The following is a 14,636-nucleotide window of genomic DNA, read 5'->3' as shown; positions in this document are numbered from 1 at the left end:
GAGAGACACGAATCGTGAGCGCCGACCACGACACGGGTTGCGTGCTCGCTCGGGCGCTCGCCGGTCCCGCGTGCTACCCGCACGCGGTCGATCGCGTCGTGCGGCTCGAAACCCACATCTCGTGGATATTCCTGACCGGCCGCTACGCCTACAAGATCAAGAAGCCGGTCGACTTCGGCTTCCTCGACTTCACGACGCTCGACGCGCGCCGGCGCTGCTGCGAGGACGAAGTGCGGCTCAACCGGCGCCTCGCGCCGGCGCTGTATCTCGACGTCGTGCCGATCTGCGGCACGTCCGGGTCGCCGCGCGTCGGCGGCAACGGTCCGGCGATCGAATACGCAGTGCGCATGTGCGAGTTCCCGCAGCACGCGCTCGCGAGCCGTCTCCTCGACGCCGGCGGCCTCACCGCGCCGCTCGTCGGCGATCTTGCCCGCCGCATCGCCGCGTTTCATGCGAGCCTGCCGCCTCCGCCGGCGGAATCACGGTATGGGAGCCCGGAAGCCGTCCTGCGCGACGCACAGGAGAATTTCACCGCGGTGCGCGCGCTGCTCGAGACGCTCGGCAAGGCGCACGACGCGCCGGCCGCGGATGCGCTTCGCGAATGGACCGAGCGTGAGTTCCCGGCGGTTCGCGATCGGTTGCGCGTGCGCGCGGGGAGCTCGGTCAGGGAGTGCCACGGCGACCTGCACCTGGGCAACATCGTCCTGATCGACGGCAAGCTGGTTCCGTTCGACTGCGTCGAGTTCAACGCGGCGCTGCGCTGGATCGACGTCATGAACGAAGTCGCGTTCATGGTGATGGACCTGCTCGACCGCGGCGCGGACGCGCTGGCGTGGCTCTTCCTCGACGAATACCTCGAAGCGTCGGGCGATTACGCAGGGGTCGCGGTCGTGCGGTTCTATCTCGTCTATCGGGCGATGGTGCGCGCCAAGGTGCACCTGCTGCGCGCGTCGCAATGCACCGATGTGGCCGAGCGGCGGCGCCTTCTCGAGGAATATCGCAGCTACGTGAAGCTCGCACAGCGTTGCACCCGCATCGGGCGGGCCGGCATCGTGCTCATGCACGGTTACTCCGGCTGCGGCAAGACCACGGTCGCGCGCGACATCGTGCGTGCGATCGGCGGGATCCGGGTGCGTTCCGATGTCGAGCGCAAGCGACTGCACGGCCTGCCGGCGCTGCAGCCGAGCGGCTCGGCGGTCGGCGGCGGCCTCTATACCCGCACCGTTTCGGAGGCCGTGTACTCGCGGCTTCTGGATTGCGCCGCAGCCATCGCAGGCGCGGGCTATACGGCGGTCGTGGATGCGACGTTCCTCGCTCGCGCCGAGCGCGCCCGCTTCAGCGGCGTCGCGCGCGGGATCGGCGTTCCCGCGATCGTGATCGACGTGCAGGCGCCGCGCAGCGTGCTGGATGCGCGCGTCGGCTCGCGCCGCGCGGATGCGTCCGAGGCCACGTCGCAGGTACTGGAACGGCAGATCGCAACGGCCGAACCGATCGAAGCCGCGGAAGGCCTGCCGGTCGTCCACGTCGACGGTTGCGCGCCGCTCACGCTGCCGGGCAGCGCCGAATTGCTCGGCCACCTGCAACGATGAGTTGCAACCAGTGGCCAGAGATTGCCATGACCTGCCGCTACTTCCCGCCGGCACACACCGTCGCGGCGCTCGCTCGCGCTATTGCGCATCGCGAGCGCCGTTTACTTGCGCCGCCTGGCGCGCTGTTCGCGCGGACCGCACGAAGTCTCGATCGCTTCGCTGATGGCTTCCTGCGCGATCTCGACATCGCTCTCGCGCAGGCTGTCGGGACCGGCCTCGCGGTACTGCACCGCTTTGAAGAACGCACAGCAGGTTGCGAGCTTCGTGCGGTCCTCCGCGCTTACTGCCGGGCCGCGCTCCGGGCCCGGTTTCGATCTGCGTTCAGCGCGCGGACGTTGCCTTTTGCTCTTTGCCATCGCAGCCCTCCGGTCGGTCATCGCCTCGCGGCGGCCTCGCGCGCCTGCTCGCGGCCTACCGCACGAGTCAGGTCCGAGAGTTCGCCAGTGACGAACTCGAGCAGGTCGTCGAACGCAACCAGGCCGATCAGACCGCCGTTCGCGGTGACGACCGGCAGGCGGCGTAACCCTTTCGCGCGCATGAGCCGCATGGCCTGGTGCGGATCCGCATCCGCATGGACCGTGACGAGCTCCTGCGACATGATGTCGCCTACTGCCATGACGCTCGCATCCAACCCGAGCGCCATGATCTCGACGACCAGGTCGCGGTCGGTGACGATTCCCTGCGGCAGCGGAAGCCCCGCTTCCCGCCGATCGACCACGACCACGCACCCGACGTGCCGGGTGCGCATGAGCTTCGCGGCGTCGGCGACGATGGTTTCCGGCCCGGTGACCACGACGTCGCGTTCACACAATTCGCCGATCTTGGTCATCTCGCTCTCCGTGTGGATGACTTGATCGTAGACCGTGCGCGCGCCGATACTTTGATCCTGATCAACGACCGGCGCCGCGTTACCCTTGATGCTCCCGTTGGAGTGGTCGCGCCCATGAGCACACAGTTCACCCCGATTACCGGATTCCTTGGCGGAGCGCTGATTGGATTAGCCGCAGTCCTGCTGCTCGTCGCCAATGGACGGATCGCGGGCGTGAGCGGCATCGCGGGCGGCGTGCTGGGGCGCGTCCGCGGCGATGTCGCGTGGCGTGTCGCGTTCATCGCCGGCCTCGGACTCGGCGCGGTCGTGTATCGGGTCGCGCGTGGAGAGCCGATCGTCATAGACGCAGCGCCGACGCTCGCGCTCGCCGCCGCGGCCGGGCTGCTCGTCGGATTCGGAACGCGTCTCGGCAGCGGCTGCACGAGCGGTCATGGGATCTGCGGCATCGCCCGCTTTTCGAAACGCTCCACCGCGGCGACGGTCGTGTTCATGGCCTCGGCGATGCTGACCGTATACGTCGTGCGCCACCTGCTCCGATCATGAGCGACGATCGAGCCGGGTCGCTGCACGTTTTCTTCGCTTTGCTTTCAGGCGTCCTGTTCGGGCTCGGCCTCGCGATATCCGGCATGATCGATCCGGGCAAGGTGCTTGCGTTCCTGGATGTCGCCGGCGCGTGGGATCCGACACTCGCCACCGTCATGGGCGGCGCGCTCGCGGTGACGGTACCCGCGTTTCGCGGAGTCCTCCGACGGCGGCAACCCTGGTTCGCGCCGGGCTTCGTGCTCCCGACGCGCACGGACCTCGAACCGCAGCTCCTTCTGGGAGCGGCTGTGTTCGGCATCGGCTGGGGCCTCGGAGGTCTGTGTCCGGGCCCGGCGATCGCCGCGCTCGTCACCGGCAATACCTTCGTCTACGTCTTCGTCGCGGCCATGCTCGCCGGTTTCGTGCTGCACGATCTTGTCGTGCAGCGCGCTCCGCCGTCGTCGACGGCACGCGGCGGAACGCGCTGATCGGATCAGCCCGGGGCGTCGGGTGTGCGCGGCGCCGTCGCGGGCGGTTTCCCGGGTCCGTTTCCGGGGTGGGATCCCGGGCCGCCGCGCGGCCCCATGCCCTGGCCGCGACCGCGGCTGGCGGGCCCGCCGTGCATGCCTTGTTCGGCCATCCGGTCCTGCATGACCTTTCGATGTTCGTCACGCACGGCCTGCCGCTCCTTCGATGTCGCGGCATTGCGCATCTTCTCGCGATAGTCGTTGCGCTCTTCGTCGGTCATCATGCGATAGCCGTAGATCGGCTCGCGCTTTTGCGCGTTCGGACCCGGCTGCGCGTACGACGTCATGCCATGCGACAGCGCGATCACGGCGGCCGCCGTCAATGCCGCATACAGGCTTCGGTTCATCGGTGCCTCCTGAGGTTCGGCGAGGAATAGGGCGTTTGCCGAGCCTCATGGTCGCGCGGCGCGAACGACCCCGCGTTGACATGAATCAACGCGCTGCCATTCATCGCTCGAAATCAGTCAAGGTCTCAACGGAACCGGTAATACGCGGTGATCCCGATGAAGTGGATTTTTTGACTGTTGTCCTGCACGAGCCGCGTCCCGTCGGTGTAGACGAAGTCAGCCCACGTCCAGTCGTTGGTGTGCCAGCGGTCGTAGATGTAGTTCAGCCGGAATCCCATGTTCTTCTGAACGGCGTATTTTGCGAACAGGGTCGCTCGTGTCATCGTCGTTCGGATCCGCGGGATCTGCGAGGCCGCGGTGGGCCCCGAGGCGGTCGACACGCCGAAATCGTCGATGATCCTCGAATACAGCAGATCGGCGCCAAGGTCGATCTTCGGCCAGGGCTTGCCGTGCAAGCCGACGCCGACCGTGTCGCTCGAGTTGCCGAGGTTGGCGATCCACTGGGTGGCGCCGGACAGGCTCGACTGCACCTGCCGCACGTCGTTCATGGTCCACCACGCCGTCCCGGTCCACGCCGTCGAGAAAACATACGATGCGTCGACCGACGCGAGATGCATCCGCCCTTCGCGTACCCCGATGTCGGCGGCAGTGCGCGGGGCGTAACGGTCACGACCTTCGTCCACCGCGAACTGGATCGTCAGCGGGTCCGTGACCATCCATGTGAGGCTTGCGCGCACCTTGTCGCGCGTGCGGTCCGCAAGGTGCAGCGGCGCGATGAGGTTGCTGCCCGCGCCACCGCCGGCCAGCGTCGTCGTGCGAAAGTCGGACCCGTCGCGGTCGCTCCGGATGTAAGCGAGCGCGCCGGTGAGCGTCTCGCCGATCGGCCTGCGCACTTCCGCGCGATAGGAGATCTCGTCGGTCTTGTCGCGATGGCTGACCGAGCGCACCTGGAAGAAGTTGCGGTGTTTTTCCTCGTAGTCCACGCCGGCCAGCGCCCGCAGTCCCCACCACGGCAGCGCATACGCGGCCTCGAATTTGCCGCCGATCGTGCGGATCGAGCGCGGCTCGTTCTCGCCCGACAGCGTCGAGGCGGTGCCGAAGCCCGTGAAATACGTGCGCACCGGCGTCTTGTCGTCGCGGTCGTCGTAGCGGAAGTTGGCGAGGACCGAGAGCGCGGGCAGCGGCTGCGCGGTGAAACCGACGTTGGCGAACAGCGTGTCGACGCGCGCATCGAGATTGGCGACGCCGGGCACCGACGGCACGATGAAACCTTCGTCCTGAGTCGCGCGGCTATACGCGACCTTGAAGTTGGTGCGCATCGTCGGCGTGAAGTTGTAGCCGCCGTTGAGATACATCTGGTGCGAGCGGTTCGCCGGCGGCAGCGCCACCGGCGTGAAGATCGGCGCGGGCGTGCCGGTCAGCGTGAGCGCGGGATTCTGGTTGTCGAACGACAGGCCGTAATACCCGAGCGAGAATTGCATGCGCCGGCCGTTGTAGCTCGCGATCGCTTCCCACTGCCGGATCTTGTAGTCGATCGGGTCGACCAGGAAACGCGTCGTCGGCGCGCCGGGGTTGTCGCCCTGGCCATAGAGCCGCGAGCCGTTCTTGTCCTCGTTCCTGAAGCGCAGGTTCACCTCGAAGACGCCGGCGAAGAACTTGTCGCCGCCGATCGACCACGTGTCCCGGCGCGTCCCGAGCTCCACCGGGCGAGGCGCGGTTCCGTTGACGATCTGGGCGTTCGTGCCGATGCCGCCCAGTCCGGTCACCGCGGTGTAAGGCTCGAAGCGCGGCGTCTGCGTATACTCGACGAAGTAGCCCCAGTTACCCTGCCGGTTGTGGTCGAAGCGTATCTCGCGAGTTTCCAGGCCGAGATTGCGCGCGCGCAATCCGATCCACGTGCCCGTCTCATCGAGGCGGCGTCGATACTCCAGGTCGATCAGCGGGTAGAGCTGCGCGTCCTTCAGCCCGTTGTACTCGCCGAAGCGCCGCGCTGCGTCGGACACGTAGCCGACGCCCGCTTCGGCGTGGCTGGTCGGCGTCGCGAGCTCCCTGGCGGTCGGTCCTTCGGCTTCGACGTTCTCTTCGGCTGCGTAGCCTGCGTTGGCGAACGCCGCCGGCACCGCTGCTGCGAGCAGCGTCAGCGGCAACCGTCTTGTCGTTCTCATGTGAGCCTCCCGTCCCTCAGCGCCTGAACGTGCGCTCGCCCGCCGCATCGATCGGATTGTTCGTGCCGTGGATGTTCGTGTGGCAATTCACGCAGCCGCGGGCGAGGATCACGGTGCGCGCCAGCGATCCGGGCGCGCCGCCGGTCACGTTGGGTATCGTTCCGCGGTGCCCGGTCGGCTCATGGCACTGCTGGCAGAGGAAAGGCGAGCGCTGCCGCAGCAGGTTCGGATTGGTGGTCCCGTGCGGTTGGTGGCAGATCGCGCAGTTCTCGTTCACCGGCTGGTGGTTGCGCACGAACGGCCCCCGCTTCTCGGTGTGGCAGGCGTAACAGGTGTCGTTGACGTTGTCGCGGGCGAGCATCGACGGGCCGGCGCTGCCGTGCGGATTGTGGCAATCGGAGCACACCACCTTGCCTTCCGGAATCGGATGGCGATACGGCCGCGTGATCTGCGTGCGCTGCTCCTTGTGGCATGCGAAGCAGACCTCCGGCTGCGTCGCCTTGTCGCGCACCCTGTCGTGCTGCGTGTGGACCTGATGGCACGACGTACAAGCGACCTGGAAGCGCGAGTGCGCCCCGGTCTGCCAGTGGATGCGCTTGCCGCCCTGGTGGCAGGTGAGGCAGGCCTGGTTGCGCGCGGCGATGGGCGTTACCGAGCTCTTGCCGAAGGTGCGCTCGGGCCTGGGACGCTCCTTCAGGCCTTCGGGCTTCAAGGCGTGAGTGTCGCTCTCGCCGTGGCAGCTCGCGCACGTCGGCGTGCGCGTGTCGGCCTGCGTGCCGTGCCGGGTGGCGCCGATCGCGAGGATGGGCATTTCCTCGCCTTCGTTGTGGCAGCGCGTGCACTTCGCGTCGCCTTTGAGGACGAGGTCCGCTCGCTCCGCAGCCGCCGCGGGCAGCGCCGCTGTCACGAGCAGCACGAATAGACCCGACAACGCCGTGAGCCGCCTGCTGTTTCCCATGAGCGTTCCCCCTCGAGACACGCCCCACGCTCGGGGGCGCGCCGTTTTACCTGCTGCCGATCCGCAGGTCCTGCGGCCCGGGCCCGTCGGGCTCGTGGTGGGCGATGCCGAAATGGCAATCGATGCACGTCTTGCCCTCGGCCTTTGCCTTCGCGTGTCGCGCTTTCGCACGCTCGGACTGGAGGTCGCTGCTCATCGCGTCCGCCTTGTGGCAGTTGCGGCACTCCAGCGAGTCGGTGGTCTTCATGCGCGTCCACACGCGCTTGGCGAGCTCGTAGCGATGCGCCTTGAATTTCTCGGGCGTGTCGATCACACCGGTTACGAAGTGGCCCCACAGCTCGAACGAGGCCTGCACCTTGCGCCTGAGCATCGGGCCGACCTCGCGCGGAACGTGGCAGTCGGGACAGGTCGCGCGCACGCCGGAGCGGTTGGTGTCGTGGATGGTGCCTTTGAACTCGGCGTAGACGTTCTCCCGCATCTCGTGACAGCCGATGCAGAAGCTCTCCTGGTTGGTCCAGGCGAGACCGGCGGCGCCGGCGACCATCAGCAGGCCGCCGACGACCAGTGCGATCAGGGTCGTGCCGGTGATGAGGGTAACGCGCGCGCAGGTACTGCAGCGCTGTCGGAGACGGGACCAGGCGTTCCTGAGCACGTCGTTCTCCCGGCTGCGCGGCGCGCTATCTCGAGAGCACCCATCGCGCGAGGTTGCGGATCTCGCCCTCGTTCCTGGTCTTCGGCGAGTCGTGTTCCTCTTCCCTGCCGTCGACCTTCACCTTCGGATTGGTGGTGAGATGCTTGTAGAGCGTCGCCTCGGCGTCGGGCTTGCCCTTGTATTTCTCGGCGATCGACTTGTACGAAGGTGCGTCTTTCTTCTGGGCGACGCTGTGGCACTTCAGGCATCCGCTCTTCTTGGCGAGGGCTTCGGCTGCGGCGGCGTCGACGGGCGCTTCGCCGGCGAATGCGGCGCCGGCGGCGACGAGGAGAGCGGGAACGACCAAACCCGGACCGGATTTCATGGCATGCCCCCTTTTGCTTCGCGATTTTCGTTACATGCCCGCTCACTATAAAGATCGGAAAACTATTTCACTTTGATTCACATCAACCTTTCCTGCGCTGCCGCGGCGCGGGAAGCCGGATACCGTCGAAACAGCGCTCGTGCGCCGATTGTTTGATCTGAATCAGGATTGAGACCGCTCAGGAGCGGGACTATCGACTCACGCTCCCATTCGGATGGATCGCGCGCACATGCTCAGGTCACCGATACACGTCAGGGATTTCCTGGCGAGCCTGCCCCTGTTCAAGGACATCCACGCCGTCGATCTCCGGCGCATCGCCGAGCGTATAGAGTCGGTAGACGCCCCCAAGGGGACCGTGCTCGCGCAGCGCGGCCAGCGCTGCGCCGGTTTCTATGTGGTCGTTTACGGCCACGTGAAGCTCGCGCTCCAGACCCAGCGCGGCAACGAGAAGATCGTTGAGATCCTCGGCCGCGGCCAGACGTTCGGCGAGTTCGCGATGTTTCTCGACCAGCAGTACCTCACCACTGCCGAGGCCATAGCGGACAGCAAGCTCCTCTACGTCTCGAAATCCACCGTAATGGAAGAGATCGAGCGCGAGCCCGCTTTTGCGCGCCGCATGATCCTCGCGCTATCCCGCCGGCTGTCGCTGCTCTTCGGCGTCATCGAAGGCTATACAGTGCGCAACGGGACGCAGCGCGTCGGCGCGTATCTCCTCAGCCAGATGGCCGAACCCGACGATCTCGCGCCGGCCCAGATCATTCTGCCGGTACAGAAAGGCGTCATAGCGTCGCACCTGAATCTCACCCACGAGCACTTCTCGCGCATCCTGCACGACCTCGCGGCGGCGGGCCTGATCGAAGTACGAGGACGCGCGGTGCGCATACTCGACTCCGAAAAGCTGCGCGGGCTCACCGCCTGAGCACCGGCGCCTCACCTGCGCTTTCTTGATGAACCTCAAAGCGCTGCGGATTCGACGTGCCGGACAATCGGACCGCCATGGCCGTTGGCGTCGGCCATTTCGGGGGAAAGCGTGGCGCTACAGCCTGCGGTCGTGGAGCTGGAGTCCATACCGCTTTTCAGCGGACTGCCGAGGCGCGTGTTCGCGCGTCTTGCGAAAGGCGCGCAAACGCTCGATGTCGCGCGCGGCACGATGCTGTACGCGAACGGCGACGCGTGCGGCGGTATCCATGCCGTGGTTTCGGGGCGCGTCAGCCTCGCGCTGCGCGGCCCCCAGGACGCCGAGCGCGTGGTGGCGCTCGTCGGGCGCGGCGAGACTTTCGGCGAGGCTGCGGCATTGCTCGGCCAGCCGCACTTCATGTGCGCCGAAGCGCTCGTGCCGACACACCTCATCTTCGTCGCGAAATCGGTGGTGCTCGCGTCCATGAGCCGCGATGTCGCGTTCGCCGACCGGATGGCCGTGTCTCTCGCCCGGCGGCTGCGCCGCGTGATGCACGAAGTCGAGAACATGACGCTGCACAGCGGTACCGACCGCGTGGTCGACTTCCTCGTGGCTGCGCTAGCGGACGCGCCGTCGCAGGGGGCAGCCATCGTGGAGCTTCCCGCGAAGAAGCGCATCATCGCATCGCACCTCGATCTCACCCAGGAGCATTTCTCGCGCATCCTGCACGAGCTCGCCGCGGAGCGGCTCCTGGTCGTGCAGGGACCGCGCGTGAGCATTCCCGACATCGCGAGGCTGCGCGCGTATCACGAGGAGTCGTACGCGCTGCCCGCCTCGACAGTCCGCCGCATTTCCTGACCGAGATCGCCTGCGCGCGGGCGGCTTCATCGGATTCGGGGCGCGCGAGCTTTCATCCCGAACGCGCGATTCGGCCTTTCTTTGACGCACATCAAGGAACGCTGCGCGCGCCCGACCACAATGGGCCCGCCTACCCGGAGTGGAGACGACCATGAAAAGCTCCAAATGGATCGGGATTGCGGCGCTCGCAGCGACTGTGAGCGCGGGCGAGGTTGCAGCGCAGGTGCAGCGCGAGCGCACCGGTCAGGAAACGGTGCAGGAAGTGTGCATCCGCTGCCATGGCACAGGCGAACAGGGCGCGCCCAGGATCGGCGACACGAAAGCATGGAAGGCGCGGTCCGAGCGCGGCCTCACGAAGCTCACGCAAAGCGCGATCAAGGGGGTGCGTAACATGCCGCCGCACGGAGCCCGCTTCGATCTGAGCGACCTCGAGCTCGAGCGGGCGATCACGTACATGGTCAACCAGTCCGGCGGCAAGTGGACCGAGCCCGTGGGCTCGACGCGAATTGCGCGCAGCGGCAAACAGATCGTCTCGGCGCAGTGCAGCCGGTGTCATCAGGAAGGCAAAGGCGGCGCGCCGAAGATCGGCGATCGCGCAGCGTGGATACCGCGCCTGGCGCACGGCTTCGACGCAACCGTCAGCTCCGCGATCCACGGTCACGGCGGGATGCCGGCGCGGGGAGGTCTGCCCGATCTCACCGATGGCGAGGTGCGTGCCGCGATCGCCTACATGCTGAATCCGGATCCGCCCGCATCCCGTTGACGGCCGGTGCGCTCGAGCCGCGGCAAGCGCGTCACACGATGCGTTCGAGCGGCATTTGAAAAAGACGGACGCGATCGGCGGGGCGTCGTATCCCGGCGTTTGCCGAACCGATCCTGCGTACGAGCTCCTCGAGCGGCGCTTCCTCCTCGAAAGCGATCATGAATACGGCGTTGGTGCTGCCATAGCTTCCGGTGCCCAGGTGAGGCTCGGTGCCGCGGCCCTTGCCCTGCGCCCTGTCCCATTTCGTGTAGTAATCGATGCCGCAGGCAGCGAGCAGCTCCATCACCCGCGGCGTCTGCCACTCGCTGTGTACCAGGAAAACCATCTTCACCGGCGTCGCTCCGTTGCGTCGTGTTCGAGAGAGAGCTTACGGAGTCCGCGCCGTCCGGTCATGACCTGGATCAAAAAGACGCGGTCCCGGCGCCGCCTTCACAATAACTTCACGCGGTGCTCACTGCCCTTTGATGGTGTCCCGGATACTTTTGTCGCATCGCCGCGAAGTCGTGCGGCACTCCGAGAACCTCCGATGCGACAGGCGATTGCACCTACCGGCAGACCGCAGGCAGCCGAGCCCGCGACACCTGCTTCACCGCCGCCGTATGCGTTGAAGCTGGTCGCTGCGGCGGAGCGCGAGCGTGTGGAGCGCTTCATTCACGCGGCATACGAAACCGCGTACGGCGCGCGCATCACCTCCTTCATGCCCTGCCTCGCGACGGTCAGCCGTGGGACCGAAATCGTCGCCGCGTGCGGTCTGCGCCATGCCGCCGGGGAACGGCTTTTCGTCGAGACTTATCTCGGCGCGCCGATCGAAGAACCGCTGTCCGCGGCGGCGGGCGAGGCCGTCGCGCGCGATGCGCTCGTCGAGGTCGGCAATCTCGCGATCCTGCGGCCCGGTTATGCGCGGCTGCTGATCCGGCTCCTCACCAGACATCTCTACGCGCACGGCGCGCGGTGGGTCGTATTCACCGCGGTGCCCGCGCTGCGTAACAACTTCGCGGCGCTGAGCATTCCTCTTTACGCGCTCGGCGCGGCGAGACCGGAACGGCTCCCGGCGGCTGAACGCGAGCGGTGGGGCCGTTATTACGACACTGCGCCGCAGGTGACCGCGGTGCGCGTGGCGGACGCCGCGGCAGCGATAGGCCGCAGCTCGTGAGCGCGCTCGTTTCGGCGCTCGCGCAGCACGCCGCGGACACGCCGGACGCGTGTGCGCTGAGCGACGGCCTGCGCGCGGTGAGCTACGCCGAGCTCACGAACGCGATCGACGCCGCACGGCACGCGTTGCGCGGCTCGGACACGCCCGTCGCGCTCGCGCTCGACAACGGGCCCGCATGGGTGACGCTCGACCTCGCACTGGCCGGGGCGCGCCGCACGTGCCTGCCGCTGCCGCCGTTCTTCTCGGAAGCGCAGAAACGCCACGCGCTGCGCGACGCAGGCGCGGGCCTGCTCCTCACCGACCGGCCCGACGCGTACGAAGCCGGCTTGCGCGAGCATGGCCTACATTGCAAGCGGCTCACCGATCTCGTCGTCGCCGGCATTCGCGTCGGCCGGATCGATCTCACGCTTCCCCGTGCGACCCTGCCGGCGGACACCGTAAAGATCACCTATACCTCGGGCACCACCGACGCGCCTAAAGGCGTGTGTCTCGGCGAAGCGGCCATCGCAGCGGTCGCGCGCTCTCTCGCGGCCGCGGTGCGGTTCACGCCGCGAGACCGCCATCTCGCGCTGCTGCCGCTTTCGCTGCTGCTCGAAAACATCGCCGGGATTTACGCACCGCTGTCCGCAGGCGCGTGCGTGCTGCTGCCGCCGCTCGCGGAGATCGGCCTCGCCGCGGGCGCCGGCATGAGCATGGAGCGCGCGGCCGAGTGTCTGGCGAAGCATCGCGCGACCACGGCGATCACGGTGCCCGAGCTGCTCGCAGGGCTGTGCCGCGCGATCGAGCGCGGCGCCCCGCGCCCCGGGACACTGCGATTTCTCGCGGTCGGCGGCGCGCGTGTTCCGGACGAGCTGTTCCGGCGCGCCGCCGCTGCCGGGCTTCCGGTGTACGAAGGCTACGGGCTCACCGAATGCGCGTCGGTCGTCGCGCTCAACACGCCGCAAGCGAACCGGCCGGGCAGCGTCGGGCGCGTGCTGCCTCACGCAGGCGTCACGATCGCCGACGGCGAGATCCACGTGCGCGGCGCGACGTTCCTCGGCTACACCCACGGCTCACCCTTCGACGGAGACTGCTATCCGACCGGCGATCTGGGGCGCATGGACGACGACGGCTTCCTCTATCTCACCGGCCGGCGGCGCAACGTGTTCATCACGTCGTACGGCCGCAACGTCTCGCCGGAATGGGTGGAGAGCGAGCTCACCGCATCCGACGCGATCGCCCAGGCCTGGGTCTACGGGGAGGCGCTGCCTTGGAACTTCGCGGTCGTGACTCCGCGCGAGGGCGCGATGCCCGAAGCGGTCGAAGCGGCGATCGCGGCGGTCAACCTGAACCTGCCCGACTACGCGCGCGTGAAGCGCTGGATCCGTTCGAGCGAGCCCTTCTCGCCGCGCAACGGTCAGCTCACCGCGAACGGCCGGATACGCCGCAGCGTGCTGATCAAAGCCTACAGGCATCTGCTGCACGAGCTTTACGGAGAGAATCCCGATGCCGTTCTACGATGAGGTGCTCGCGGCGACGCGAGTCGAACGCGACGCGCTCTTCGCCATTCCCTTCATCCGCGACGGCGCCGCCGGAAAGCTCGCGCGCGCGGACTACGTCGCTTTCCTCGGCCAGGCCTATCACCACGTCAAGCACACGCTGCCGCTCATCATGGCGTGCGGCGCGAAGCTGCCCGCGCGGCTCAACTGGCTGCGCATCGCGATGGCGCACTACGTCGAGGAAGAGACCGGCCACGAGCAGTGGATACTCGACGACATCCGAGAGTCCGGCGGCGACGCGGCGGCCGCGCGCGACGCGATGCCCGGTTTCGCCGCCGAGCTGCTGGTCTCGTACGCCTACGACACCATCGAGCGCGTGAACCCGGTCGGCTTCCTCGGCATGGTGCTCGTGCTCGAAGGCACCAGCACCGCGGTCGCGAGCCGCGCGGCGCAGGCGCTGATGCAGTCGCTGCACCTGCCGCGCAAGGCGTTCACCTATCTCACCTCGCACGGCGCGCTCGACGTCGACCACACGCGCTTCTATGCGACGCTCGTCGACCGGCTCGAAGATCCGGCCGACCGCGCCGTCCTCCTGCACTGCGCGAAGGTGTTCTACCGGCTTTACGGAGACGTCTTCCGCGAGCTGGACGCGGCGCGCTCGTCGAGCATAGGGGAGGCGGCATGAGCCTCGCCGGCAAGCGCGTCCTGCTCACCGGCGCGTCGGGCGGCATCGGCAGCGCGCTCGCGATGGAGCTCGCGCGCGCGGGCGCGAAGCTCGCCCTCGCCGGCCGCAACGCAGCGAAGCTCGCCGCGCTCGTGCAGAACGCGCGCGCGCGAGGCGCGCAGAGCGCCGTCGCGCTGCCCTTCGATCTCGCGGCCCCCGACGGTCACGAGGCGCTGGTCGAGGCCGCGGCGCAGGCGCTCGAAGGTCTCGACGTGCTCGTGAACAACGCCGGCATCCAGCGCTTCGGTCCGCTCGCCGCCGAAGACCCGCACGCGCTCGCGGAGCTCGTCGCGATCAACCTCACCGCGCCGCTGCTGCTCACGCGCGCGGCGCTGGCCCGCTTCGGCGCGCACGACCGCGGGCACATCGTGAACATCGGCTCGACGTTCGGCGCCATCGCACATCCGAACTTTGCCGCGTACTCCGCCACCAAGTTCGCGCTGCGCGGGCTGTCGGAGGCGCTGCGGCGAGAGCTTTCCGGGACCGGCGTGCGCGTGACCTACGTCTCTCCGCGGGCGACCGACACCGCGATGAACGGCGCGGCGGTGCGCGAGCTGCAGGCGAAGACCGGCGCACACGTCGACGATGCGCAGACCGTCGCCCACGAAGTGGTGGCCGCGATCTCGGCAGGCGTGGCCGAGCGCCAGATCGGCCGGCCCGAGCGCTTCTTCGTGCGGCTCAACGCCCTTTTTCCGAGGCTCGTCGACGGCGCGCTGGCGAAACAGGCCCGCGCGGCAACTCCGCCCGGACGCGGCCGTTTACCCACGTCCTGAGCCTTCCGCTGCGCGACGCTCCCTGCCGCGCTGATA

The 14,636-nt window shown here is 67.9% G+C and carries 18 protein-coding genes; 10 read left to right on the top strand and 8 right to left on the bottom strand.

The window, feature by feature from the left end:
* Window positions 1-14: 14 nt before the first annotated feature.
* Window positions 15-1,589: an AAA family ATPase gene (locus VHP37_29335; protein ID HEX2830477.1), complete on the top strand. Its 1,575-nt coding sequence runs from the start codon at window positions 15-17 to the stop codon at window positions 1,587-1,589.
* Between the two features lie 101 nt (window positions 1,590-1,690).
* On the opposite strand, the gene VHP37_29330 is transcribed toward VHP37_29335, so the two are convergent.
* Window positions 1,691-1,945, bottom strand: a complete 255-nt coding sequence (locus VHP37_29330; GenBank protein ID HEX2830476.1) for a hypothetical protein — start codon at window positions 1,943-1,945, stop codon at window positions 1,691-1,693.
* Window positions 1,946-1,962: 17 nt separating this feature from the next.
* The gene (locus VHP37_29325; protein HEX2830475.1) at window positions 1,963-2,418 is read right to left on the bottom strand and encodes a CBS domain-containing protein; all 456 of its coding nucleotides are present in this window, start codon (window positions 2,416-2,418) and stop codon (window positions 1,963-1,965) included.
* A 114-nt stretch (window positions 2,419-2,532) separates the two neighbouring features.
* Here VHP37_29325 and VHP37_29320 point away from each other — a divergent pair, with 114 nt between their 5' ends.
* Both VHP37_29320 and VHP37_29315 read left to right on the top strand, forming a co-directional pair.
* Window positions 2,533-2,961, top strand: coding sequence for a YeeE/YedE thiosulfate transporter family protein (locus tag VHP37_29320; GenBank protein HEX2830474.1), 429 nt, complete (start codon window positions 2,533-2,535; stop codon window positions 2,959-2,961).
* On the top strand, window positions 2,958-3,428 hold the full coding sequence (locus VHP37_29315) for a DUF6691 family protein (protein HEX2830473.1): 471 nt from the start codon (window positions 2,958-2,960) through the stop codon (window positions 3,426-3,428). The genes VHP37_29320 and VHP37_29315 overlap by 4 nt, the downstream gene beginning before the upstream one ends.
* Window positions 3,429-3,433: 5 nt before the next feature.
* On the opposite strand, the gene VHP37_29310 is transcribed toward VHP37_29315, so the two are convergent.
* The 5 genes from VHP37_29310 to VHP37_29290 form a co-directional block, all read right to left on the bottom strand.
* Window positions 3,434-3,814: a hypothetical protein gene (locus tag VHP37_29310; GenBank protein HEX2830472.1), complete on the bottom strand. Its 381-nt coding sequence runs from the start codon at window positions 3,812-3,814 to the stop codon at window positions 3,434-3,436.
* Window positions 3,815-3,939: 125 nt separating this feature from the next.
* Window positions 3,940-5,979 carry an MtrB/PioB family decaheme-associated outer membrane protein gene (locus tag VHP37_29305; protein HEX2830471.1) on the bottom strand — a complete coding sequence of 680 codons (2,040 nt, stop codon included), beginning with the start codon at window positions 5,977-5,979 and terminating at the stop codon, window positions 3,940-3,942.
* Between the two features lie 16 nt (window positions 5,980-5,995).
* The gene (locus tag VHP37_29300; GenBank protein HEX2830470.1) at window positions 5,996-6,937 is read right to left on the bottom strand and encodes a DmsE family decaheme c-type cytochrome; all 942 of its coding nucleotides are present in this window, start codon (window positions 6,935-6,937) and stop codon (window positions 5,996-5,998) included.
* Window positions 6,938-6,983: 46 nt separating this feature from the next.
* Window positions 6,984-7,589, bottom strand: a complete 606-nt coding sequence (locus VHP37_29295) for a NapC/NirT family cytochrome c (protein HEX2830469.1) — start codon at window positions 7,587-7,589, stop codon at window positions 6,984-6,986.
* Between the two features lie 25 nt (window positions 7,590-7,614).
* On the bottom strand, window positions 7,615-7,953 hold the full coding sequence (locus tag VHP37_29290) for a c-type cytochrome (protein ID HEX2830468.1): 339 nt from the start codon (window positions 7,951-7,953) through the stop codon (window positions 7,615-7,617).
* A 229-nt stretch (window positions 7,954-8,182) separates the two neighbouring features.
* Here VHP37_29290 and VHP37_29285 point away from each other — a divergent pair, with 229 nt between their 5' ends.
* The 3 genes from VHP37_29285 to VHP37_29275 all read left to right on the top strand — a co-directional run bounded on the left by VHP37_29285 (window position 8,183) and on the right by VHP37_29275 (window position 10,472).
* Window positions 8,183-8,872 carry a Crp/Fnr family transcriptional regulator gene (locus VHP37_29285; GenBank protein HEX2830467.1) on the top strand — a complete coding sequence of 230 codons (690 nt, stop codon included), beginning with the start codon at window positions 8,183-8,185 and terminating at the stop codon, window positions 8,870-8,872.
* 111 nt (window positions 8,873-8,983) lie between these two features.
* Window positions 8,984-9,709, top strand: coding sequence for a Crp/Fnr family transcriptional regulator (locus VHP37_29280; protein ID HEX2830466.1), 726 nt, complete (start codon window positions 8,984-8,986; stop codon window positions 9,707-9,709).
* 151 nt (window positions 9,710-9,860) lie between these two features.
* Window positions 9,861-10,472 carry a c-type cytochrome gene (locus VHP37_29275; protein HEX2830465.1) on the top strand — a complete coding sequence of 204 codons (612 nt, stop codon included), beginning with the start codon at window positions 9,861-9,863 and terminating at the stop codon, window positions 10,470-10,472.
* A gap of 31 nt (window positions 10,473-10,503) precedes the next feature.
* Here VHP37_29275 and VHP37_29270 read toward each other — a convergent pair whose 3' ends face one another.
* Window positions 10,504-10,803 carry a hypothetical protein gene (locus VHP37_29270; protein ID HEX2830464.1) on the bottom strand — a complete coding sequence of 100 codons (300 nt, stop codon included), beginning with the start codon at window positions 10,801-10,803 and terminating at the stop codon, window positions 10,504-10,506.
* A 195-nt stretch (window positions 10,804-10,998) separates the two neighbouring features.
* Here VHP37_29270 and VHP37_29265 point away from each other — a divergent pair, with 195 nt between their 5' ends.
* Genes VHP37_29265 through VHP37_29250 form a run of 4 tightly spaced genes read left to right on the top strand, consistent with a single transcriptional unit; the run spans window position 10,999 to window position 14,600 of the window.
* On the top strand, window positions 10,999-11,625 hold the full coding sequence (locus tag VHP37_29265; protein HEX2830463.1) for a thermostable hemolysin: 627 nt from the start codon (window positions 10,999-11,001) through the stop codon (window positions 11,623-11,625).
* Window positions 11,622-13,127: an AMP-binding protein gene (locus VHP37_29260; GenBank protein ID HEX2830462.1), complete on the top strand. Its 1,506-nt coding sequence runs from the start codon at window positions 11,622-11,624 to the stop codon at window positions 13,125-13,127. The genes VHP37_29265 and VHP37_29260 overlap by 4 nt, the downstream gene beginning before the upstream one ends.
* Window positions 13,111-13,788 carry an iron-containing redox enzyme family protein gene (locus VHP37_29255; protein HEX2830461.1) on the top strand — a complete coding sequence of 226 codons (678 nt, stop codon included), beginning with the start codon at window positions 13,111-13,113 and terminating at the stop codon, window positions 13,786-13,788. Before VHP37_29260 ends, VHP37_29255 begins: the two co-directional genes overlap by 17 nt.
* The gene (locus VHP37_29250; GenBank protein ID HEX2830460.1) at window positions 13,785-14,600 is read left to right on the top strand and encodes an SDR family oxidoreductase; all 816 of its coding nucleotides are present in this window, start codon (window positions 13,785-13,787) and stop codon (window positions 14,598-14,600) included. Before VHP37_29255 ends, VHP37_29250 begins: the two co-directional genes overlap by 4 nt.
* Window positions 14,601-14,636: the final 36 nt, after the last annotated feature.

The organism is Burkholderiales bacterium (assembly GCA_036262035.1).
GTDB lineage: Bacteria > Pseudomonadota > Gammaproteobacteria > Burkholderiales > SG8-41 > JAQGMV01.
The sequence above is the reverse complement of the archived record's forward strand: the minus strand, read 5'-3'. Positions and strand labels throughout refer to the sequence as shown.